Genomic DNA, 20,889 nt, shown 5'->3' on the forward strand with positions numbered 1-20,889 from the left:
TCTCAGGTCACGCCGTGCGGCGTTACGGAACGCAGCAGCAGTCGAGGGCGGGCGCGGGGAGGGCCGGCGCGCCTCGCCACGCGCGCGAGACACAGCGCGTCACTCGGACGCATCCTCGTCAGCACGGTCACCGTCTTGCTTCGGAGAGGGTGGGAAGAGCAGGTCCTCGAACGCGTCAAGGGTGAACATGAGCGCCACCAGCGACACCGGGACCAGCAGGGCTATCCAGATCACGGCGCCTCCCGAGGGAGTTACGAGCTCCTGACGCGACTGTCAGCCACGGGTCCCCGAAGCCGGTTCATCGCCGCCTCCTCACCTCGCCACTCCGGATCAGCTTCGAACCGAATCGAGCGCGGCGCGCGCCGCGCCAGCCCGTGCTCCCCTCCTCCAGGGCATCCACCTGGGAGTTCTCACCCAGAGCCACCACCACACCCTTAGCCCGTTCGAGTGAGCCCCCTGCGCGCGACGGCGGAGCAGGCCCGGCCGTTCCGATCGACATCCCCGGGAGTTGTTGCTCCGGGGTGGTACGGGCCGAACGGCCGTCGGCCGTGCCGGTGAGGGCAAGCACGGCCGACGGCCCATAGACGGTCCAGGCGCGTGGAAGCCCGCTCTGACCTGCGATGTTTTTGGATGTCGACGAACTGATGACCCCTGCCTGATGACCCCCTGTCCACGACCTGCTGGCCTGCGTCAGGGGTTCCTGGCCTGCGAGAAAGCGGCTGTCATCGGTCGTTGGTGGTCGCCGTCGGCCAGCCTTTCACGGCCCACGGACGGTATGGCGGGTTTGGTCTCAGTGGTCCTTCAGCAGTGCCTGGCAGGCGGAGCGGGCGGTGAAGGTCTGGGCGCGGTCGAACGGCCAGGCGCGTTCGCCGACGAGCGTCATCCAGGCGTGTGGGCCGAGGTAGAACAAGAGCAGGTCGACGGCCTGCGCGCGAGGGACGTCGGCACGGAGTGCGTCGAGTGCCACGAGGCGGTCGGCCACGCGGGTCAGGGCTTGGACGTAGTCGTCGGCGCCCCTGTCCAGGACCGCCTTGACGGCGGGTTCCCCCGGCGGGTTTCGGTAGAAGAGCCCGTACACGAGCTCCCAGTGGCGTTCGTGGGTGAGCCGGGTCCCCTCGGCGGTCAGCTCTATCACGGTACGCGGGTCGTCGCTGGCCTCGATGGCGGCGAGGGTGTCGGCGATGGCCGGGTCGGTGAGGGCCGGCTCCAGCAGGGCCGTCAGGATGCTCGGCTTGTTGCCCACGCTGCTGTACACGGTTGGCACGGCGACGTTTGCTGCCTCCGCGATCTCCCCGATGGTGACCCCGGCGTATCCGCGGGCCAGGAAGAGCGTGTGCGCGTTGCTCAGGATGGCCTCACGCGTGGCGGCTGCCGAGTCGGTGCGGCGGGGGAGTCGTACTTCCGGGTGGCCACCGACGCAGTCTACCTCCTCCACAATGAGTCACTATTTTGACGATAGGGGCATCTAATGAATATGGTCCACCTAAGACGACAGAAGCCCCCGAGAACCCTCCGGCAGTCATTGAGACCCGGCTTGTTCATGAGGTCCACCGCGTTGCCACCACCCTGCTGGCCGAGGCGGCCGTTCGCCCCTCGATGCCGCTCGGCGCACTGGCGCAGTTGCGCGACTTCCTCGTCGTGAACCTGCGTCATCACCACGAGACCGAGGACGAGGACCTGTGGCCGCGGATCGTCGCGGCGGCGCCGGCCACGGAACACGCGCTCGACGCGCTGAGCGAGGAGCACGAGCGCCTGGACGCGGCGCTCGATCTGCTGGCCGCGGTGGCCGTGAGCGGCGACGAGGTCGAGGTCGAGGTCGGGGCCGGTGAGGCCGTCGGCACAGGTCGAGGCAGTACCGGCGTCGGTGACGGCGGCGTGGTGGACGGAGTCCGGGCCGCGCTGCGGGACGCGGCCGTCGCGGTGCGCGACACGGTGCACGACCACCTGGCCCGTGAAGAGCCGATCCTCTTCCCCGCGCTCCGCGACCACGTCAGCCCTGCGGAATGGGAGGACTTCTCGCGGCGGGTGATCGCGACCACGCCGCCCGTGGCCGGACACCTGATGGTCGGCTTCCTCGGCGAGGTGGGGACGCCCGCGGAGGTGGAACTGGTGCTCGCGGGCCTGCCGGAGCCGGTGCGTTCGCTCCTCCCCGCCATGCGCCTTCAGGCGATGGACGACCTGCGGATCCTGCGAGGCGCCGGCTCATGACCTCCGCCACCGGTCGGGCGGCCGGACGCGGCGGACGCCGTGATCGGGGGTGACCTCACGGTTGCGGTCGCTTGCGTCACCCCGGCCGGCGGTGCGTGCGGTCACCGGCGCTTCGCGGGTGGGCCGCGCAGGCCGGGAGGTGGGCCCTGTCGGCTTCACCGCCTCGCTCGGCCTCCCGAAGAAACCGGAGCGCATTCTGCGACGAGGCAGCCGGACGCCTGAGCGGCGATGCGCTGTCTCCCTTTGTCCCGTGACGCCTGCCATGAAGGGGTAAGCAGATGCGGAACCCGCTTTCTCCAATAGCGATAAGCGTAAATTTGAACATTTGCTGCCAGAGGGGAATTCAAACATGACGACAGTACTTGACCGCTATTTCGAGCTCGTGGACTCGGCCGACCGTGGCCACTCCGGCCTGGACGACCTCCGTGACATCTTCGCCGAGAATGTGCTGCTCCTGCACAGCGGGGAAATGGTCCGGGGCCGGGAGCTGGCCGTCGACTTCCACCGGGGACAGGCGGCCAAGTGGAAGGAGTCCAAGCACCATTGGACGGCTTCCGTGGAGGCCGACGGCTCCATCACCGGCAAGTGGAGCCAGGCTGGGCTGGACCTGCAGGGCAACGGGTGCTCCGGAAGCGGCCGAGTCGCCGTCTCCGTGGACTCGGACGGGCGGATCTCCCGGCTCCACCTGACTCTGACCGGCGGGTCGGACCGCGCCCGGGTGCTCATAGCCAAGCACCTGGAGGTCTGGATGATCCCGGACCCGGCCGAACGCGCCAAGGCGATGGAGGGGATCTACGCGGAGAACATCAGGTTCATGGAGCCTGATGACGTCTTCGTGGGTCGAGACGCTCTCAACGATTACATCGACGTCGTGCAGCGCAAGGCTCCGCCCCTGAGCGGCCAGGTCGTGGGTCACTCTCAGAACAGGGAATTCATCCACTGGAGCTGGGAATTCGGTTTCCCGGGCAACAAGACGGCGGTGGGATCTGAGGTCCTCCAACTGAATGGGGATCTGATCGAGACGGTCACCATCTTCAGCACGGACATGGATATTGTCGTCGAGGGCACGCGGTAGGCTTCGCGGCGAACGGTGTTGAGCCGTGCACCCGGCTCAACACCGTCCCTGACCAGGGACGATATTCGGCGTTGTCAAATTGGCTGGGACACCATGTACCTGTCGAAGCCCCGCTCTCATGGACTTGTCGCACAGGGCTGCCCCGAGGGCCCGGAGCGGAACCGGTGCGGGAAGCGAGGTGCAAACGAGTGGCAGCACGCAGGCGAGGCCCCTTCGACGCCCCCTCGCCCGTGTCCTCCCCGATACGACCTGCAGCTACTGCAGTGAAAGTGCGGCCCCTGGGCTGACTCCGACGGCAGCTCAGGACCAGGGGTCCCAGTGACCTTCGGCGTCGGGTGCATCGGGGTGCAGTATCTTGCGGAGACAACGGTGCAGGCCGTTCCCGTCGCTGTCTTCGACCGCACGCATCCAGGGCAGCCGGGCCATCAGACGGGCTGTCTCGTCGGTGGCAAGGTTGTTCAGCATGGCGTGCAATTCGTCTGGGATCGGTGTGCCGGCGAGGCACATCCACCCCAGTGCGGCACTGACGCGCACCTCGGCAGGCTGTGTGGGGTCGGACCAGCGAGCCCGGGCCCAACTCACCGCCCCCGCGTCTTGGTGGGCCCGGGCCAACTGCGCAATTGCCAGCACCAGGCCCCCGCGCACGGTCGGATCGCTTTCGGTGTCTAGGCGGGCGTGGAACGCGTTGCGGATGCCTTGCGCGCGACCGGACGCAGCCGCCAGCGCATATGCGGTGGCGATACGTACCTCGGAGTCAGGGTCGTCGAGCAGAGACCGAAGGAGGTCCGCGTCCGAGGCGATCGCGTCGCGGGCGGCCTGCACCGACCAATTGCCCGGGTATCCCGTGACCTCGAAGCACCATTCGTCACCGCTGTAGCGGAACCGCAGCATGTCGGCACGCGTGCACACGCCGTGGTGCCACCAACGCGCCGCCGCGGAAGCCATGGCCAAGGCGTCAGCGCGGTGGTAAGCGTGCGGATCAGCACCGATCCGCACCAGGAATGGCACGGCCGGCACCACCGCCGCCCTCCTATCGTTGGCGCACAAGCCCTGAAGCACGGCGAGGGCGCTACTGACGGCGGCGGCGTCGCCCGAGCGCAGTTGCTCCATGCTCTCCCGGACTCTGACGCCCTCGGGGAAGCGGTCCCAGGGCACCTTCTCGATCAGGAATCCGTCCTTGGCCTCCACAGGGATACCCGCCACCACCGCGCGTACATCGAGGGGGCCTCCCACCTGCTCAAGCGGATCTCCGTCCAGGAACGCCCGCTCCACCGCCCGATACGCCGGGTCGTTCTCCCACCGCCTCACGCAAAACCTCCACGACGGAACCTCAAGCACGACGCTGCAGCGCTGTACTCGGACAAGCGACAGACGACGAGCGCCGCGTGTACTTCCACCACCACCCCGACGGCAGCATCACCGACGAGCTGAGAAGGCGCCCACGCCGAGAGTCAACGCCATTCGGCGGCCGCCTCATCGACGACAGACGAGGATGCCGCCGAGGCAGGTGATCTCGTATGCCCCGTGCCGGGCGATGTGGTCGGTCACCAGGGCGCGGGCCCGTTCGATTGTCGCGTCGAAGGGCACGTCGTGCTGGTCCGCCCAGGCGCGGTAGGAGGCCATGTGGGCGATGACGGGCTCGGGGTCGCGGACGGTGATGGTGCCGGGCAGCTCGATGGTCTCCACCCGGCTGAACTCCTCGCCGAGGAAGGCCGGTGCCTTCCCCAGGGAGAAGCGGCCGCTGAGCGAGATCCGGGCCGGGCCACGGTCGATGCCGAGGACGTTGCCGGCAGCCCGCTGCCACAGCTCGTCCAGTTCGGTCTTGTCGCGGTCGCTGTTGGTGGAGACGATCACCAGCCCGTCGCGGCTCACGACGCGGGCCAACTCCCTGACCGCCTGGGCGATGTCGGGCACGTGGTAGAGCATGTGAAGCGCCAGGGCGGCGTCAGCGCTCCCCGACGCCAGCGGCAGCCTCGTAGCGTCAGCCACGGCGACCGGCCCGGGGACGCCGGCAAGGATGCCGGGAGCGAGGTCGAGGCCGAGCAAGGCCAGATCCGGGCGGTCCTGACGGAGCCGCTGGATGAACTTGCCGTTGCCGCAGCCGATGTCGAGGACCCGGCCACGCACATCCCTCAACTGCTCCGCGACAAGGCCCGGCAGGTCGTACCGGGGCGTCTGCCACCGGTAGAGCGACTGCCGGGCGGCGAGGTCCCGGTCTCCGTTGTAGGCGCTGTCCGCCAGGCGGGTTCGGTCGGTGACGGCGGCGTCGTGTGCGGCAGACAAGTCGGTCACGTCGGCAACTCCGGAGGATGGGCGGCGGGCAGGGACGCGAGGACGGCCGTGTGCTGGAGTCGTTCACGCAGGTGTACCGCCTGCGCGGCCTCACCGTACTGCGGCCCTCCCAGCTCTCGTCCCAGAGCGGTGAGTCGGCGCACGATACTGGCCGACATGCGCTCCGGCGAGGCCCCGAGGACGAAGCCGAGCATCTCCTCGGTGCCGTCCAGGTCGCCCAGGAGCAAGTGTCCGCGAGCGAGATCGACGTGCGCGGCGAACAGGTCACCGACCGACTGGTCGTCACCCTCGGCGCTGCGATAGAGCCGGATGGCCATGTCGGCGCTGGCAACGGCCTGCTGGACGTGCTGCTGCCCACCCACGGCCAGGAGGGTCGTTCCGGCGTACGCGAGCTGCTTGGCCACAGGGAAGTCGAAGACTCCCGTCATCTCGTCCTGGCCGGACATCGCCTCACGGGAACGCTCTGCGTCACACAGTGCGGCGAACGCCCCCGCCGAGTCGCCGACTATGGCCAACGCCCGTGCCTCCAGACTCGCCAGGCGAGCGGAAATGCTCCCGCTTGCCCTGTGCCGACGGCCTGACTGCGCCAACTGGGCCGCCTGCTCGTACCGCCCGGTCCAGTACGCGATCAGCGATTGTACGGCCCGCACCCATGCCAGCATCCCCTCATGCCCGGCGGCCTCGGCGCAGGCCCGTGCAGTGCGGGCATGGGTGGCGGCGGAGTCGTAATCGCCAAGGTCGAGGCAGACGTGCGCGGAAAGGCCGCAGAGGCGGGAAGCCGACAGGTAGAGGTCGGTGGTCTGCCGGGGGTGCTGGCGCCCGCGCAGCAGCTCGAACACCCCGTCTCGTAACCGTTTGATCTCGACGTACTGCTCCATCAACGGGTGGCTGACGTACATGCGGGCGAGCCGGCCCACGTCCGCCTCCAGCTGCTCGACGACGAACTCATCGGCATTGCGCTGCGCGATGAACCGGGCGAACTCGGCCGACCGCACCGCGTCCTCTAACAGTGCATCTCCACGGACGTGGGAGCCCTCGGGCGGCTGCGCGGACAGCGTGATCTCGACCTTTGCAACGCCGGCCCCGTGCCGTCGACCCTTACTGATGGCAACGGCCTGGTCGAGCAAGGCGACGTGGACGCCGAACACCTGCGCCAGGTACTTCCGGGCGTAGGGAACGGGGGTCCGTGCTTCGCGCTCGTAGCGCCCGATCTCCTTGCCGGTCTTCGCGGAACGCCCCTCCACGGCGTTGTACTCGTCGGCGACCCTCTGCTGGCTCCAGCCGCGCGCGGTACGCAGCCGGACGAGCAACGCGCCGATCCCGGTGTCGCCCATGTCCTCCCCCAGGAACACGTGAACTCTGGCTCCCATAGTGGCCCCCGCTTTGGCCCCCACGCTGGCTCCTGACCCAAATGAGTTGAGTCGCTTTGCTGTTGGCCATGGCAAGCAGACTCACCAACGAGGCAAACGACGCCGCGCCGTATCTCCTTCCCGGCACGGGGCGGCACCGCACCACGCTCTTCCCTCGTCGCCGGACCACGCCGCGCACCGCTCGCAACTTCATCGTCGCCACGCTGACCGAATGGGGTGAGACGAGCCGCCTCGACGACATGCGGCTGTGCGCTTCGGAGCTCGTCACCAACGCCGTGCTTCATGGGGCGCCCGTGGGCCGGCTGGTCCTCGTACGCGTCGAGTCCCTCGACGAACAGCTGCGGATCGAGGTCCACGACAGCGGCGAGGACACGCCGACCCAGCGCGATCCCGAGGAATCCGCCGTCGACGGCCGCGGCCTGCTGATCGTCGCCGCGACCGCCGACAGTTGGGGCGTGAAGGAGCGTAGGGGCCCCGGAAAGTGCGTCTGGGCCGCATTCGACCGCGACAAGAGCGGGGCCGCGCCTGTGCCGTCCCGCACCACCGGACCCCAGGGGGACAGAGCATGACTACCCATCCCATCTCACCGAACACCGTCCTCGCCAACGCCCTCCACCACGCCGAGGACGTGCTGACCCCGCGCATCCTGGCCGCGCCGCCCGAGCGGATCGTGCTGGTGGTCGGCACCCAGATCAACGGCGCTCCGCACATCGGCACCTCGCTCGTACAGTCCCTGGCCTTCGCCATGGCCGCCCGCCTCCGCGACCGCTTCGGCCTCCCCACCGAGGTGCTCGTCAGCGCCCTCGACAACGCCCCGTACGAGCTGGTCACCGACCCGGCCAGCGGCCATCGCTACCAGCGCGCCTACGCCCAGGCCGTGGGAGGGCAGGCCCTGCTCGACCTCGTCACCGCCCTCTACCAGCCCCTGTTCACCGCCCTGTCACGACGGCTGGGCATCCCGCACCGCATCGAGACGTACACGCAGCAGCAGGCCAGCGAGCACTACCGCCGCACCTGGCTCCGGCTCCTCCCCCGGATCGATGCCGCCCGCTGGTGGCTCGCCCCCTCCACCGGCACCCCGCACCTCCGCGTCCCCTGCCCGCACCCCGGCTGCGGCTGGGCCGAGAAGCACGCCGAACGAACCCGGGGCCACCTCACCGCCCCCGAGTACGCGGAAGTCTCCGCCGTGTGCCTCCACCACGGCCCGTACGAAACCGCCATCACGCCCACCGTCGGCGGGTACCTGGACCTGGCCACCCTTTACCGCAACCTGGTCAAGGAACTCGCCCTGACCAGCCCTCACGGCACCCTGCACGTCATGGTCAAGGGAGGCGACTGGGTCTTCGGCTCCCACCTCGTCGACGAAGCTCTCCAGGCCGTGGGCCTCACCCGCGCCCAGCTCCCGGCCCGGCTGTTCTGCCCCCAGGTCGTCTCCGACACCGGCGCTAAGCTGTCCAAATCCCTCATACGAGAAGGTCGCGCCCCCTTGCCCGAGGGCGCCGCCCCTTGGATGCTCGACACCCGGCAGTGGCCCGGCACCGTCACCGAGTACGCCGACCAACTGCTCGCCATGACCGAGACCCTGCTCTCCGACCCCCGCCACTTCTTCCGCTCGTACTCGGCCGCCGAGATCGGCCGCCTGATGACCGCACCGGCCCCCAGGAGCGTTCCCTCCCGATGACCGACACGACCGCCCGCGTCCGAGAGCTCAACCTGTACCGTCAGTACTTCGACCTCGTCGCCGCGGGCACCAAGACTATCGAGGTGCGGGTCAAGTACCCGCACCTCGCCGACCTCGCCGCTGGCGACACCATCCGCTTCCGCATCAAGGGCACCGACGAGACCTGCGACGCAAAGGTCCTGCGCGTCACCGAGTACCCCGACTTCGAGGCCCTCCTCAACGGCGAGGGCCCGGCCAACGTCAACCCCACGGCCACCCGCGACCAGCAGCTCGCCAACATCCGCACCATCTACGGCCCCGAGAAGGAAGCCCTCGGCGCCCTGGCCATCGAGATCTCCCTCTCGGGACCACCTCGGGTATGAGTCTCCTTGGACCGAGTCAAGGCCCAGCGGATCCTTGCTGCCATACCTTTCGATGCTCCGTGGCTGCGGTTCATGCAGAGCCAGAGCCCAATGCGACGGGTGACGTGTGAGTACACGCGGGCCGTTGGGGACGCGCTCGACGGCCTCCGCTATGACGACATCACGTTTATCGACTCCGACCTGGCACGCATGCATGATGCGCTTTTGGGCAGCCTTGAGCGCCTGCACAACGAATTGGAAGGCATGTTTCCCCCAGAGAGCGGGCCAAGCGTGCCGGTGTACGTCGAAGTCCCGCCCGAGTGGAAGTCATCCGATCGTCAGCGCTATGAGCAGACCCTGGCTGACCTGTCCGGAGCACGTGACGCCTTCCTGAAGGCACGCGCCGAAGTCATGAACACTCTCAACCACAAAGGTCTGCTGAGCTGAGGGCAGACTCTGCCACCAACCGGCTTTGGGGCTCTAGCTAGGCACACCCAAATAGCGAAGTGGCGAGCGCCTCGGACGGTGCGCACACAGCCCGCAGGACACCCGATCGAGACCGTCGCGCGCCACCGCTACCCATCACTAAAAGGCCAGGTCAGCGGCCTGCGGCACCCATCCCAGCAGGTCACCGACCCGGCCCATTGCCAGGAGACCAAGAAGGCTGCCGCCGCATACAGAGCCTGGACGAGCCAGCGAGGGCCGCTACCCCGACTTTGGGGTAGCGGCCCTCGCAGCGTTTCTGGCATCAAGTCAGCGACTTGGCCGGGCGGTGCACACCCGGTGCACAAGGGGGCGGAAAGCGAGCAGTAACAGCGAGAACTACTGGGATGAGTTTTCGCAGGGCGTGGCCTGTTTCCAGGGTTTCCGCCCCGGTCGCCCGACCTTGCCTCCTAGATGTCGAAGTACAGCTCGAACTCGTGCGGGTGCGGACGCAGCTGGATGGGCGCGATCTCGTTCGTCCGCTTGTAGTCGATCCAGGTCTCGATCAGGTCGGCCGTGAAGACGCCGCCCGCCTGCAGGTACTCGTTGTCCGCCTCGAGGGCGTCGAGGACCGCCGGGAGGGAGGTCGGGACCTGGGGGACGCCCGCGTGCTCCTCGGGGGCGAGCTCGTAGAGGTCCTTGTCGATCGGCTCGGCCGGCTCGATCTTGTTCTTGACGCCGTCGAGGCCGGCGAGGAGCAGCGCCGAGAAGGCCAGGTACGGGTTCGAGGACGGGTCCGGGGCGCGGAACTCGACGCGCTTGGCCTTCGGGTTGGAGCCCGTGATCGGGATACGCATCGCGGCCGAGCGGTTGCGCTGCGAGTACACCAGGTTGACCGGGGCCTCGAAGCCCGGAACCAGGCGGTGGTACGAGTTCACCGTCGGGTTGGTGAAGGCCAGCAGCGACGGGGCGTGCTTGAGGATGCCGCCGATGTAGTAGCGGGCGGTGTCCGAGAGGCCCGCGTAACCCTGCTCGTCGTAGAAGAGCGGCGCGCCGCCCTGCCACAGGGACTGGTGGACGTGCATGCCGGAGCCGTTGTCGCCGAAGATCGGCTTGGGCATGAAGGTCGCGGTCTTGCCGTTGCGCCAGGCGACGTTCTTCACGATGTACTTGAAGAGCATCAGGTCGTCGGCCGCGGCGAGCAGCGTGTTGAACTTGTAGTTGATCTCGGCCTGGCCGGCGGTGCCGACCTCGTGGTGCTGGCGCTCGACCTGGATGCCGACGTTCTCCAGCTCCAGGGAGATCTCGGCGCGCAGGTCGGCGAAGTGGTCGACCGGCGGGGCCGGGAAGTAGCCGCCCTTGTAGCGGACCTTGTAACCACGGTTGTCCTCGATCGCGCCCGTGTTCCAGGCGCCGGCCTCGGAGTCGATGTGGTAGAAGCCCTCGTTCGACGTGGTGTTGAAGCGCACCGAGTCGAAGACGTAGAACTCGGCTTCGGGACCGAAGTACGCGGTGTCGGCGATGCCGGTGGAGGCGAGGTAGGCCTCGGCCTTCTTGGCGATGTTCCGCGGGTCACGGCTGTACTGCTCGCCGGTGATCGGGTCGTGGATGAAGAAGTTGATGTTCAGGGTCTTGTCACGGCGGAACGGATCCAGACGCGCCGTCGACAGGTCCGCGCGGAGCGCCATGTCGGACTCGTGGATCGCCTGGAAGCCGCGGATCGACGAGCCGTCGAAGGCCAGCTCATCGGACGGGTCGAACGCCGTGGCCGGGATCGTGAAGTGCTGCATCACGCCAGGAAGGTCGCAGAACCGGACGTCGACCATCTTGACGTCGTTGTCCGCGATGTACTTCTTGGCTTCGTCGGCGTTCTGGAACATCCAACTCCTCCTACTCCCGACCCGGGAGGGACGGGGTGGTTGTTCGGTCGTGCAGCCAGTGCGGTGGCACACGCTGACCACGACCCTAGGCAGACAGGATTTCTCCAGCATGACTCATTTGTTTCGCAGAAGTTAACCGGGCCGGGGATCCGGCCTGTCCAGCCCTCGTCGATCCGACCCGGGCAGGGGTGATCAAAAGCGCGCACAGTACCGTGGACGGGTGGACAACAGGCAGGCAATCGGTTCGTGGCTTTCCGGCCCCCGCGCGGCGGCCGAGGACATGGGAGCCGACTTCGGCTACCGGGGTGAGCGGCTCGGTCTCCCGCAGGAGGGGCCCGGCGCCATCGCCCCGCTCGGGCGGCGTTTCGGCGCCCTCTTCATCGACTGGGCCCTGTGCATGCTGATCGCATACGGGCTGCTGGCGAACGGCGACCAGCAGGCGGCCGGCAACTGGGCGCTGCTGATCTTCTTCGTACTGAGCGTGCTGACCGTCGGCACCATCGGCAGTACGCCCGGCAAGCGGCTCCTCGGCATCCGCGTCATCGCCGAGAACGGCGAGCGGCTGGGTGTCGTCCGCGTGCTCGTACGCAGCGTGCTGCTCTGCCTCGCCATCCCGGCGCTCGTCTGGGACCGCGACGGCCGCGGGCTGCACGACCGGCTGTCCCGCGCCGTTCAGGTGCGTATCTAGTCAGTACCACTGCCGATCCGGTCGGACCCCGGTCTCCCGCCGCCCCGGTTCGCGGGGCCGGGTCCGTACCCGCGTCCTTGTACACGTCCCCGCACGGGTCAGGTCCGGTCGGGATCGCCCGGGTCTCCGTCCCGGACCGGTCGTCCCGGACCCGGACGCCGAATCCCGTACGCGTACGAAGAGGGCGCCCCCGCATCCGCCGGGGCGCCCTCGTCGTACTCGTGTCGTCGTCGGAAACGTCAGCGCATCTTTCCGCCGCGCGGCATCCGCATGCCCTTCGGCATCGGACCCTTCGGCAGCGGCATGTTGCTCATCAGGTCGCCCATGGCGCGCAGCCGGTCGTTCGTCGTCGTCACCTGCGGGCCGCTGAGCACCCGCGGCAGCTTGAGCATCGTGGTCCGCAGCTTTTTCAGCGGCACCTGACCCTCGTCGGTGCCGACCGTGATGTCGTGCACCGGGACGTCCACGACGATGCGGGCCATCTTCTTCTTCTCGGCCGCCAGGAGGCTCTTCAGCCGGTTCGGGTTGCCCTCGGCCACCAGCACGATGCCGGCCTTGCCGACGGCCCGGTGGACGACGTCCTGGCTGCGGTTCATCGCGACCGCGGGTGTCGTGGTCCAGCCACGGCCGATGTTCTCCAGCACCGCGGCCGCCGCGCCCGGCTGTCCTTCCATCTGCCCGAAGGCAGCCCGCTCGGCGCGGCGTCCGAAGACGATCGCCATCGCGAGGAAGGCCAGCAGGAAGCCCAGAATGCCGAGATAGATCGGGTACCCGATCAGAAAACCGATCGCGAGGAAGACACCGAAGGTGACGATTCCCACACCCGCGACGACAAGACCGACCTTCGAGTCGGCCCGCCGGGTCATCTTGTACGTCAGGGCGATCTGCTTGAGCCGCCCGGGATTCGCTGAGGCAGCCGCAGCTGCCTGTTCCTTCCTCGCCATGTCTTGAAGTTTACGTGGCTCAGGAGGAGCGGGTCAGCGCGGCCTCCAGCACATGCTCGGTCTCGACCCGGTCCTTGGCGCGGCGCCTGTCCTCGAGCACCGCGGTCCACGCGTTGCGGCGGGCGGTGCGCTGGCCGCCGCTCAGGAGGACGGTCTCGACGGCGCGAAGGGCCTGGGTGAAGGTCGGGAAGGCGTTGGCGCGTACGGAGGTCGCGGCCTGCATGGCGGGTGTCTCCCTCGGGGGCGTGGTGAGAACGGGAGCGAGCGTGCGTGCGGTGCGTGAAGCCAGAGTCACTGATTGGTGTTACCAGGGCGTGACTGGTCGGTCAAACACCGATGAAACGTTTACGCGGCTCCCTGAAACCCTGACGCGGCCCGTACGCGCCCGCCACCTGCGGAGAGCGTATGGGCCGCGCCGAATCGGCCATTACCGGCCGGTAGCCTCTTGTGCGGGAATTCACACGGCCTGGGGGCCGCGATCTCGCCGCCTCGCTACGCAGCAGCCGATCGGCGCTGCTCCATCGCCTGCTGGAAGAGCCGCCCCGCCCGGTACGAGGACCGCACCAGCGGGCCCGACATCACACCGGAGAAGCCGATCTCGTCGGCCTCCTCCTTCAGCTCCACGAACTCCTGGGGCTTGACCCAGCGCTCCACGGGGTGGTGCCGGACCGAGGGGCGCAGGTACTGCGTGATCGTGATCAGCTCGCAGCCCGCGTCGTGCAGGTGCTGCAGTGCCTCGCTGACCTCCTCGCGGGTCTCGCCCATGCCGAGGATCAGGTTCGACTTGGTGACAAGTCCGGCCGCGCGGGCCTCCGTGATCACCTTGAGCGAGCGCTCGTAACGGAAGCCGGGGCGGATGCGCTTGAAGATCCGAGGCACGGTCTCGACGTTGTGCGCGAGTACCTCGGGGCGGGAGGAGAAGACCTCGGCCAGCTGGTCCGGCTCCGCGTTGAAGTCGGGGATCAGCAGCTCGACCTTGGTGCGGCCGGCCTCGCGGTCCGCGGTCTGCGCGTGGATCTGGCGCACGGTCTCCGCGTACAGCCAGGCGCCGCCGTCCTCCAGGTCGTCGCGGGCGACGCCGGTGATGGTGGCGTAGTTCAGGTCCATCGTGACGACCGACTCGCCGACGCGGCGCGGCTCGTCACGGTCGAGCGCCTGCGGCTTGCCCGTGTCGATCTGGCAGAAGTCGCAGCGTCGGGTGCACTGGTCACCGCCGATGAGGAAGGTCGCCTCGCGGTCCTCCCAGCACTCGAAGATGTTCGGACAGCCCGCTTCCTGGCAGACCGTGTGCAGACCCTCGCTCTTCACGAGCTTGTGCAGCTGGTTGTACTCGGGGCCCATTTTCGCCCGGGTCTTGATCCACTCGGGCTTGCGCTCGATGGGGGTCTGGCTGTTCCGGACCTCCAGGCGCAGCATCTTGCGTCCGTCGGGTGCGACAGCGGACACGACCGGCTCCCTACACTTCGATTCCTCGGCGAACACCAGGGTACGCCCGTTGTTTGTGAGGCCTTTACGGATGTCCTCACGGATGCCCTCAAGGGCAGCCTCCCGCCTGGCCAACCTCTGGCCAGAGGAAGGCATTCCTCAGGCGGTCGACGCGGGGGCCGGGGCCGTGGCCGGCGCGGCCTCGCGCTCGACGACCCGCGGCCTCAGGTCCGCGTTCTCCAGTACGTCACGAAGGTGCTTCTCGGCGACCGGCAGGACCTCCGCGATCGCCACATCGCGCCCCAGCTCGTTCGCGAGCGAGGCCACGCCCGCGTCCCGGATGCCGCACGGCACGATCCGGTCGAACCAGGTGTTGTCCGGGTTCACATTCAGGGCGAAGCCATGCATCGTCACGCCCTTGGCGACCCGGATGCCGATCGCGGCGAGCTTGCGGTCCTCACGCCGCTGGCCGGCGTTGGACGGGGCGTACTCGGGACCGCTGAGGCGCGGGTCGAACTCCTCGTCGTGCAGCCGCGGGTCGAAGTCGAGCGAGAGTCCTCCGATCGACGGGCGCTGGTCGACCGGGTCGCCGAGCACCCACACGCCGCTGCGGCCCTCCACGCGGCTGGTCTCCACGCCGAACTCCGCACACGTGCGGATCAGGGCCTCTTCCAACCGCCGCACATGGGCCACGACGTCCACCGGGCGGGGCAGCTGCATGATCGGATAGCCGACGAGCTGGCCGGGGCCGTGCCAGGTGATCTTGCCGCCACGGTCGACGTCGATGACCGGGGTGCCGTCCAGGGGGCGCTCACTGTCCTCCGTGCGCCGGCCCGCCGTGTAGACGGGCGGGTGCTCCAGCAACAGGCACGTGTCGGGGGTCTCGCCGGCGAACCGGGCCGCGTGCACGCGGCGCTGCTCGTCCCAGGCCGCCTGGTACTCGACGGCGTCCTCGCCGAAGCCCAGATGGACAAATCGCAGCTCGCTCACCGTTGTGCCTCCCTAAAGCTTTCACGGTGCACTCATGGCGCCCGGCCACTCTACGACTCGTGTCGCACGCGTCAGCGCCGCCCTCAATCCTCACACGATCGGATGAATGTGAAGCGAAGGTGGCGGTCGGCTCGGTGAGGGCCGCTAAATTCGCGCCGTTCCTCCCCCAGAGCTTCTCCCCCAGAGCTGCGCCTGGGGGGACCCCCAGGAGGTACCCCCATGGGCTGCACCCCGGGGCCCGGAAGGCAGGAGACCGCACAGCTGATGACGGAACGACCCCCGCAGCGCCATCCCAACCGCCAGCTCGCCGCGCTCATCGCAGAGGCCGGATTCTCCAACGCAGGGCTTGCCCGCCGGGTGGACCAGCTCGGCCTCGAGCACGGCCTCGACCTTCGGTACGACAAGACCTCGGTGACCCGGTGGCTGCGCGGGCAGCAGCCGCGCGGTACGACGCCGGCCCTCATCGCGGAGGTCTTCACACGGCGGCTCGGGCGGCGGCTGTCCGCGCAGGACCTGGGGCTGGACGCGTGTGCGCCGGTCTACGCGGGGCTGGAGTACGCGGCCACGCCCGAGGAGGCCGTGGACATCGTCGGCGGGCTGTGGCGCAAGGACTCGGGCAGCCACGCCGAGCTGCGGAAGATCGCGTTCACCCCGGCGGGGCTCGTCGTTCCGAGCCGGGACTGGCTGATCGGGCGGGCCGACGACCGGGTCGGCCGTGCGGACCCGTCCGCCGTGCAGCAGGGGGCGGCGCGGGTGCCCGCGCAGGGCCGGGCCTCCGTGCCGCGGCAGCGTGGGACGGACCGCGCGCCCGGCCAGAAGGTCACCTCCGGGGACATCTCGGCCCTGCGCTCGGTCGCCGAGCTCTTCCGCACGCTCGACCAGGCGTACGGCGGCGGGCACGCGCGCCAGGCCCTCGTCCGCTACCTGGAGCACGAGGCGGAGCCGATGCTGCGCGGCTCGTACGGGGAGACCGTCGGGCGGCGGCTCTTCGCGGCCGCCGCCGATCTGACCCGGCTCGCGGGCTGGACGTCGTACGACATCGCCGCGCACGGTCTCGCCCAGCGGTACTTCGTGCAGGCCCTGCGCCTCGCCCAGGCCGCGGGAGACCGGGCCTACGGGTCGTACGTGCTGGTCACGATGGCCCGGCAGGCGGTCTATCTGGGCCACGGGCGCGAGGCCGTACAGCTGACCCGGGTCGCGCAGCAGGGCGTGGGCTCGTCGGCCCCGCCCGTCGTGCAGGCCCTCCTCCACGCGGTGGAGGCCCGCGGTCATGGCGTGCTCGGGGAGGTGCGGGCCTGTACGGCCTCGCTCGTACGGGCCGAGCGGGCCCTGGAGGCGGCGCGGCCGGGCGACGAGGTCCCGCACTGGGCGCGCTTCTTCGACGAGGCGCAGCTGGCGGACGAGTTCGGGCACTGCCACCGCGATCTGCAGCAGTACCGGGCTGCCGTGCAGCACGCCGAGCGCGCGCTCCAACTGCGCGCGCCCGGGTATGCGCGCAGCCGGCTCTTCTGCCGGGTCGTGCTGGCGTCCGCGCGCCTCGGGCTCGGCGAGCTCGACCAGGCCTGCGCGCTCGGTGCCGAGGCCGCGCAGCAGGCATCCGAGATGCGGTCGGCGCGGGCGGTCGAGTACGTGCGCGACTTCGAGCGCCGCCTGGAGCCGTACCGCGACGCGGCCGCGGTACGTACGTACCGGGACCGCGTCGCGGCGATCGGCTGACGCCGGCGGCGGCTGCTCTGTCGGTTGCGTCTTCCGGCCTACGCGGCGGCTGTGCTCAGGGACGCGGCGGCGTACCCCGGCCGGACACCGAAGTCGCGCAGGATCGCCTGCGCGGCCCTGCGGCCCGAGAACAGCGCGCCCTGCACCGTGCTCGTGTCCCGGTGGTCGCCGCAGACGTAGAGCCCGTCGAGCAGCCGCACCGCGCGGCGCGGGTCGTGCGGCGGGGGCATCGCGGGCACGGCCTCCGGGTCGTGGTGGACGGCGAGCAGCTCCCAGTCGTCCGTGGGAGTGCCGTACAGAGAGGCGAGCTGGGCGCGGACGCGGCGGTCGAGGTCGGCGGGCGGGCGGCCGAGAACCGTGGAGGTGACCAGCGCGCGGCCGTGCGGGGCGCGGGAGGGATCGACCTCGCTCATCACCGTGGTGTGCGAGACGGGTCCGGTGTGGTCCGCGTCCAGCAGCAGCACAGGCTCGCTCAACGGTGGTTCGGGGGCGGCGTGGTGAAGGACCGTCACGGGATGGAAGGCGGGCACGCGCAGACCGGGAAGCAGGCCGGCGGCGGTGCGGGCGCCGGTCGCGAGGAGCAGCGAGCGGCAGCTGACGCGCCCGTGTTCCTCTGTGGTGACGGAACTGATCGACGCCTCGGTCACGCGCACGCCGGTGCGGACCGTGCCGGGCGGCAGGGCCTCCGCGAGCAGCTCTGGCAGCGTGGCCGCGCCGCCCGCCGGGACGCACAGCCGGCCACGCGCGAAGCCGCGCAGCACCAGGTCGGCGACGCGGCTGGAGGTGGTGAGCTCCGGATCGCCCAACAGGGCCGAGAGGAGCGGGCGGAGGAAGCCGTTGACGGTACGGGTCGCGAAGCCGCGGGCGTACAGGGCGTCCAGGGCGGGGAGTTCGGGGCGCGCGAGGAGGCGGCGTGGCGGGGTGGCGGCGAGACGGCCGAGCGCCGTGGCGAGGCGGGCCTGCTCGAAGGCCTCGCCGAGCGGGGTGCGGGGGGCGCTCGCGAGGGCGCGCGCGGCGGTGAGTGCTCCCTCTACGCCCCGGGGGGCGTGGGAGGACCCCCGGCGTGCGCTCTGGCGCACGCCTGCCCGGTGGTGTCGGCCCTCGCTGTGCACGAGCACGCCCGGCGAGAACGAGCGGAGTTCGAGCCCGAGCCCGGCGAGGCCGGGGGTGCGGCGGAGCTCCGGGTACGAGGTGTTGAGCAGCGGCCCGATCCGGTCGAGCCGGAATCCGTCGATCCGTTCCGTGGCCATCCGGCCCCCGACGGTGGGTGCGGCCTCCAGTACGGTGACCGTGACCCCCGCGCTGGTCAGCTGATGAGCCGCCGACAGGCCGGCGACACCGGCCCCGACGATGACGACGTCCGCGTGGCGTGCGCTGCTGAGCACGTGCCCCTCCCCGAGGTCGGCGCGGCTGGTGTGGGGCCTCATTCCCCCAACCGGCCTGCGCAATGCGGAAGTTCGGGTGGAGAGTAGAAACCTCCTGCCTGCCGTGCCGCCACCCGCGCGCGTCGGTCGCCCGGCAGCACGGGGTCGTACGTGTGTGCGCCTCCCCTCGCGGGCGGGGCGCCGCCGGCGGTGGCTCGGGCCCGGGGCCTCTGGGGCGCGCGAGGGGCGGGGGCGCCTACGGTGGGCCCACGCGGCGGAGCCGCAGATCGACACAGCCCCGCCCGGCCCCTTCCCGAACCGGGGCTCCGCCCCAGACCTCGTCTGCGAGGGCTCCGCCCCCGAATCCCCGGGCGTCTCCATCTCCCTATGCCCTGGCGCGCGTGGGGCCCCTCAGTGAGGCTGCGTTTCGGGGCTCCGCCCCGGATCCCCGCCCCTACGCCCTCCGAGCGTGGGGGATTTGGGCTCCATTGGCCTTCGACCCAGCCGGCGGTTCGGGGCGCGTTCCGCCCCGGCGTCTTGCGGGCGGATGCGCGGGACCCGTCCGGGGGGTGGGGCGCTTGCGAGGCCCGTGCGGCGTTTGCGGGCGGATGCGCGGGATCCGCTCGCAGTGTGGGGCGCTTGCGAAGCGGGTCCGGCGTCTTGCGGGCGGATGCGCGGGACCCGTCCGGGGGTGGGGCGCTTGCGAGGCCCGTCCGGAGTGCGGGGACGGACGCTCCGCCCACGCGTCGGTACGGGGACGCCTCCGGGCCGCGCACAGGGCGCAGGGGTGCGAAGGCGGGGTCCTTTCGGTCAGGGAAGCGCCGCGCGGATCGCGGTGTCGATCGAGGGGTGCGTGAAGGTGAAGCCCGATTCGATGAGCTTCTTGGGGAGGACGCGCTGGCTGCCGAGGACATCCTCGGCGAATGCGCCGAGGACGATGCGGAGGGCGAAGGGCGGGACCGTGAAGAGGGTCGGGCGGTGGAGGACGCGGCCCATGGCCTCCGTGACCTCACGGTTGGTGAGGGGGGTCGGGGCAGTCAGGTTGACCGGGCCGGAGAGGGCGTCCGTGTCGATGATGTGACGGAGGGCCGCGACCTCGTCGTGCAGGGAGATGAAGCTCCAGTACTGGTGCCCCTTGCCGAGCCGCCCGCCCAGGCCCGCCCGGAAGATGGGGAACAGGCGTCCCCAGGCGCCGCCCTCGCGGGCCACCACCAGGCCCGTACGGGCGAAGGCGACCCGGATGCCCGCCTCCTGCGCCGGGGCCGCCGCCGCCTCCCAGTCCTCGCACACCGACGCCAGGAAGCCCGGGCCGGGGGGCGCGCTCTCGTCGACGGCGCGGTCGCCGGTGTCGCCGTAGTAGCCGACCGCGGTGCCGCAGATCAGCACCCGCGGCGGCACCTCCAGCGAGGCCACGGCCTCCGCGATCGCGGCGGTGCCGAGCACCCGGCTGTCCCGGATCTCCTTCTTGTACGCCTCCGTCCACCGATGCTCACCGACCCCCGCGCCCGCCAGGTGCACGACCGCCTCGCAGCCGATGAGACCCGCCGCGTCCACGTACTGCCGGAGCGGGTCCCACTCCACCTCGTCGGCTGTGCGCCGGGGCCGCCGCACGAGCCGTACCACGTCGTGCCCGTCCCCCAGCAGGGAACGAACGAGTGCCGTACCGATGAGCCCGGTCGAGCCGGTGACCGCGATGCGCATACGTCACATCCTGCCCGCATGGCACAGTGGCCGTCATGTCCGAGCCCGGCACGCCGCCCGTCTTCATACGCCCCGCCCGCCTCACCGACGACGCCGCACTGGGGGAGCTGGACCGGGCCGCCTGGTCCACGCTGCACGCCGTGCTGCCGCGCCCGATGCCGCCGTACGAGCCGTTCTTCGACGAAGCGCACCGGCCCGACGGCTATCTGGTCGCGGAAACGGTCGCGGAAACGGTCGCGGAAACGATCCCGGACGAGGCCGCGTCGGCGAACGCGCAGACGGACGACGGCGGCACCGGCCGCCGGATCGCCGGGTACATCCGCCTCGGTTTCCCGACCCGGCTCGCCTGCAACCAGCACGTGCGCCAGGTCCAGGGCCTCGCCGTGGCCGGCTGGGCCCGCGGCCGGGGCGTCGCACGGGCGCTGCTGCGGGCCGCCGGCGACGAGGCGCGGCGGCAGGGCGCGGTCCGGATCACCCTGCGCGTGCTCGGTCACAACACCCCCGCCCGGCGTCTGTACGAGTCCGAGGGGTACGTCGTCGAGGGCATCCTGCCCGGCGAGTTCTTCCTGGCCGGACGGTACGTCGACGACGTCCTCATGGGCCGCTCGCTCACCCCGTAGCGGGCGCCTCGCCGGTCAACGGGCGCATCCCTCGGCTCAGTTCCCGCGGACACCGCACCGCGAGCGGGCCGGTGCGTTCGCCGTACCTGCCGCCGGTGCGTCCGTCTCCGCCCAGGACTCCAGCGCCGTCCGGCCGCGCCCGGGGCCGCCGCCGACAGCCGGCCCCAGCGG

Annotated in this window: 21 protein-coding genes; 9 read left to right on the forward strand and 12 right to left on the reverse strand. The window is 70.3% G+C overall.

The features are described 5' to 3' along the window. Positions 1 to 99: 99 nt before the first annotated feature. Both ACWCP0_RS36230 and ACWCP0_RS36235 read right to left on the reverse strand, forming a co-directional pair. Complete coding sequence (locus ACWCP0_RS36230) at positions 100 to 234, reverse strand: hypothetical protein (protein ID WP_451082998.1); 135 nt, start codon at positions 232 to 234, stop codon at positions 100 to 102. A 556-nt stretch (positions 235 to 790) separates the two neighbouring features. After that, the gene (locus ACWCP0_RS36235; RefSeq protein ID WP_451082999.1) at positions 791 to 1,435 is read right to left on the reverse strand and encodes a TetR/AcrR family transcriptional regulator; all 645 of its coding nucleotides are present in this window, start codon (positions 1,433 to 1,435) and stop codon (positions 791 to 793) included. 14 nt (positions 1,436 to 1,449) lie between these two features. Between ACWCP0_RS36235 and ACWCP0_RS36240 the strand changes: the two genes are divergently transcribed. After that, positions 1,450 to 2,208, forward strand: coding sequence for a hemerythrin domain-containing protein (locus ACWCP0_RS36240; RefSeq protein ID WP_451083000.1), 759 nt, complete (start codon positions 1,450 to 1,452; stop codon positions 2,206 to 2,208). 349 nt (positions 2,209 to 2,557) lie between these two features. Next, positions 2,558 to 3,283 carry a hypothetical protein gene (locus ACWCP0_RS36245; RefSeq protein WP_451083001.1) on the forward strand — a complete coding sequence of 242 codons (726 nt, stop codon included), beginning with the start codon at positions 2,558 to 2,560 and terminating at the stop codon, positions 3,281 to 3,283. A 300-nt stretch (positions 3,284 to 3,583) separates the two neighbouring features. On the opposite strand, the gene ACWCP0_RS36250 is transcribed toward ACWCP0_RS36245, so the two are convergent. The 3 genes from ACWCP0_RS36250 to ACWCP0_RS36260 form a co-directional block, all read right to left on the reverse strand. Further along, a complete protein-coding gene (locus ACWCP0_RS36250; protein WP_451083002.1) occupies positions 3,584 to 4,591 on the reverse strand; it encodes a hypothetical protein in 1,008 nt (335 codons plus the stop codon). Between the two features lie 165 nt (positions 4,592 to 4,756). After that, entirely contained in the window at positions 4,757 to 5,575 is an 819-nt protein-coding gene (locus ACWCP0_RS36255; protein WP_451083003.1) for a class I SAM-dependent methyltransferase, read from the reverse strand. Next, positions 5,572 to 6,945 carry a helix-turn-helix domain-containing protein gene (locus ACWCP0_RS36260; RefSeq protein WP_451083004.1) on the reverse strand — a complete coding sequence of 458 codons (1,374 nt, stop codon included), beginning with the start codon at positions 6,943 to 6,945 and terminating at the stop codon, positions 5,572 to 5,574. Before ACWCP0_RS36260 ends, ACWCP0_RS36255 begins: the two co-directional genes overlap by 4 nt. Positions 6,946 to 7,013: 68 nt before the next feature. Between ACWCP0_RS36260 and ACWCP0_RS36265 the strand changes: the two genes are divergently transcribed. Genes ACWCP0_RS36265 through ACWCP0_RS36280 form a run of 4 tightly spaced genes read left to right on the forward strand, consistent with a single transcriptional unit; the run spans position 7,014 to position 9,414 of the window. After that, the gene (locus tag ACWCP0_RS36265; protein WP_451083005.1) at positions 7,014 to 7,514 is read left to right on the forward strand and encodes an ATP-binding protein; all 501 of its coding nucleotides are present in this window, start codon (positions 7,014 to 7,016) and stop codon (positions 7,512 to 7,514) included. Next, on the forward strand, positions 7,511 to 8,626 hold the full coding sequence (locus ACWCP0_RS36270) for a hypothetical protein (RefSeq protein WP_451083006.1): 1,116 nt from the start codon (positions 7,511 to 7,513) through the stop codon (positions 8,624 to 8,626). The genes ACWCP0_RS36265 and ACWCP0_RS36270 overlap by 4 nt, the downstream gene beginning before the upstream one ends. Next, on the forward strand, positions 8,623 to 8,988 hold the full coding sequence (locus tag ACWCP0_RS36275) for an ASCH domain-containing protein (protein WP_451083007.1): 366 nt from the start codon (positions 8,623 to 8,625) through the stop codon (positions 8,986 to 8,988). The genes ACWCP0_RS36270 and ACWCP0_RS36275 overlap by 4 nt, the downstream gene beginning before the upstream one ends. A gap of 6 nt (positions 8,989 to 8,994) precedes the next feature. Next, positions 8,995 to 9,414, forward strand: coding sequence for a hypothetical protein (locus ACWCP0_RS36280; protein ID WP_451083008.1), 420 nt, complete (start codon positions 8,995 to 8,997; stop codon positions 9,412 to 9,414). A gap of 446 nt (positions 9,415 to 9,860) precedes the next feature. Here the strand turns inward: ACWCP0_RS36280 and glnA are convergent, their stop codons facing one another. Next, positions 9,861 to 11,270 carry a type I glutamate--ammonia ligase gene (gene glnA, locus ACWCP0_RS36285; protein WP_451083009.1) on the reverse strand — a complete coding sequence of 470 codons (1,410 nt, stop codon included), beginning with the start codon at positions 11,268 to 11,270 and terminating at the stop codon, positions 9,861 to 9,863. A 220-nt stretch (positions 11,271 to 11,490) separates the two neighbouring features. Here glnA and ACWCP0_RS36290 point away from each other — a divergent pair, with 220 nt between their 5' ends. Further along, complete coding sequence (locus ACWCP0_RS36290) at positions 11,491 to 11,958, forward strand: RDD family protein (protein WP_451083010.1); 468 nt, start codon at positions 11,491 to 11,493, stop codon at positions 11,956 to 11,958. 239 nt (positions 11,959 to 12,197) lie between these two features. Here the strand turns inward: ACWCP0_RS36290 and ACWCP0_RS36295 are convergent, their stop codons facing one another. The 4 genes from ACWCP0_RS36295 to lipB form a co-directional block, all read right to left on the reverse strand. Continuing rightward, the gene (locus tag ACWCP0_RS36295) at positions 12,198 to 12,902 is read right to left on the reverse strand and encodes a DUF4191 domain-containing protein (RefSeq protein WP_451083011.1); all 705 of its coding nucleotides are present in this window, start codon (positions 12,900 to 12,902) and stop codon (positions 12,198 to 12,200) included. 19 nt (positions 12,903 to 12,921) lie between these two features. After that, positions 12,922 to 13,125, reverse strand: coding sequence for an SCO2195 family GlnR-regulated protein (locus ACWCP0_RS36300; RefSeq protein WP_451083012.1), 204 nt, complete (start codon positions 13,123 to 13,125; stop codon positions 12,922 to 12,924). Positions 13,126 to 13,394: 269 nt separating this feature from the next. Continuing rightward, entirely contained in the window at positions 13,395 to 14,348 is a 954-nt protein-coding gene (gene lipA, locus ACWCP0_RS36305; protein WP_451083013.1) for a lipoyl synthase, read from the reverse strand. A 138-nt stretch (positions 14,349 to 14,486) separates the two neighbouring features. Beyond that, a complete protein-coding gene (gene lipB / locus ACWCP0_RS36310; RefSeq protein WP_451083014.1) occupies positions 14,487 to 15,317 on the reverse strand; it encodes a lipoyl(octanoyl) transferase LipB in 831 nt (276 codons plus the stop codon). 264 nt (positions 15,318 to 15,581) lie between these two features. Between lipB and ACWCP0_RS36315 the strand changes: the two genes are divergently transcribed. Continuing rightward, positions 15,582 to 17,033 carry a regulator gene (locus ACWCP0_RS36315; protein WP_451083015.1) on the forward strand — a complete coding sequence of 484 codons (1,452 nt, stop codon included), beginning with the start codon at positions 15,582 to 15,584 and terminating at the stop codon, positions 17,031 to 17,033. A gap of 38 nt (positions 17,034 to 17,071) precedes the next feature. On the opposite strand, the gene ACWCP0_RS36320 is transcribed toward ACWCP0_RS36315, so the two are convergent. Together ACWCP0_RS36320 and ACWCP0_RS36325 are read right to left on the reverse strand one after the other, a co-directional pair. Further along, the gene (locus ACWCP0_RS36320; RefSeq protein ID WP_451083016.1) at positions 17,072 to 18,460 is read right to left on the reverse strand and encodes an FAD-dependent oxidoreductase; all 1,389 of its coding nucleotides are present in this window, start codon (positions 18,458 to 18,460) and stop codon (positions 17,072 to 17,074) included. Positions 18,461 to 19,207: 747 nt separating this feature from the next. Then, the gene (locus ACWCP0_RS36325) at positions 19,208 to 20,098 is read right to left on the reverse strand and encodes a TIGR01777 family oxidoreductase (protein WP_451083017.1); all 891 of its coding nucleotides are present in this window, start codon (positions 20,096 to 20,098) and stop codon (positions 19,208 to 19,210) included. 35 nt (positions 20,099 to 20,133) lie between these two features. Between ACWCP0_RS36325 and ACWCP0_RS36330 the strand changes: the two genes are divergently transcribed. After that, positions 20,134 to 20,718 carry an N-acetyltransferase family protein gene (locus tag ACWCP0_RS36330; RefSeq protein ID WP_451083018.1) on the forward strand — a complete coding sequence of 195 codons (585 nt, stop codon included), beginning with the start codon at positions 20,134 to 20,136 and terminating at the stop codon, positions 20,716 to 20,718. Positions 20,719 to 20,889 lie beyond the last annotated feature (171 nt).

The organism is Streptomyces sp. NPDC001970 (assembly GCF_053594115.1).

Excerpts from the sequence above, each read along its gene's own strand:
- ACWCP0_RS36245 (WP_451083001.1), top strand. The coding sequence starts at position 2,558 with ATGACGACAGTACTTGACCGCTATTTCGAGCTCGTGGACTCGGCCGAC.
- ACWCP0_RS36260 (WP_451083004.1), bottom strand. The coding sequence starts at position 6,945 with ATGGGAGCCAGAGTTCACGTGTTCCTGGGGGAGGACATGGGCGACACC.
- ACWCP0_RS36265 (WP_451083005.1), top strand. The coding sequence starts at position 7,014 with ATGGCAAGCAGACTCACCAACGAGGCAAACGACGCCGCGCCGTATCTC.
- ACWCP0_RS36270 (WP_451083006.1), top strand. The coding sequence starts at position 7,511 with ATGACTACCCATCCCATCTCACCGAACACCGTCCTCGCCAACGCCCTC.
- ACWCP0_RS36275 (WP_451083007.1), top strand. The coding sequence starts at position 8,623 with ATGACCGACACGACCGCCCGCGTCCGAGAGCTCAACCTGTACCGTCAG.
- glnA (WP_451083009.1), bottom strand. The coding sequence starts at position 11,270 with ATGTTCCAGAACGCCGACGAAGCCAAGAAGTACATCGCGGACAACGAC.
- ACWCP0_RS36295 (WP_451083011.1), bottom strand. The coding sequence starts at position 12,902 with ATGGCGAGGAAGGAACAGGCAGCTGCGGCTGCCTCAGCGAATCCCGGG.
- ACWCP0_RS36300 (WP_451083012.1), bottom strand. The coding sequence starts at position 13,125 with ATGCAGGCCGCGACCTCCGTACGCGCCAACGCCTTCCCGACCTTCACC.
- ACWCP0_RS36315 (WP_451083015.1), top strand. The coding sequence starts at position 15,582 with ATGACGGAACGACCCCCGCAGCGCCATCCCAACCGCCAGCTCGCCGCG.
- ACWCP0_RS36320 (WP_451083016.1), bottom strand. The coding sequence starts at position 18,460 with ATGAGGCCCCACACCAGCCGCGCCGACCTCGGGGAGGGGCACGTGCTC.
- ACWCP0_RS36325 (WP_451083017.1), bottom strand. The coding sequence starts at position 20,098 with ATGCGCATCGCGGTCACCGGCTCGACCGGGCTCATCGGTACGGCACTC.
- ACWCP0_RS36330 (WP_451083018.1), top strand. The coding sequence starts at position 20,134 with ATGTCCGAGCCCGGCACGCCGCCCGTCTTCATACGCCCCGCCCGCCTC.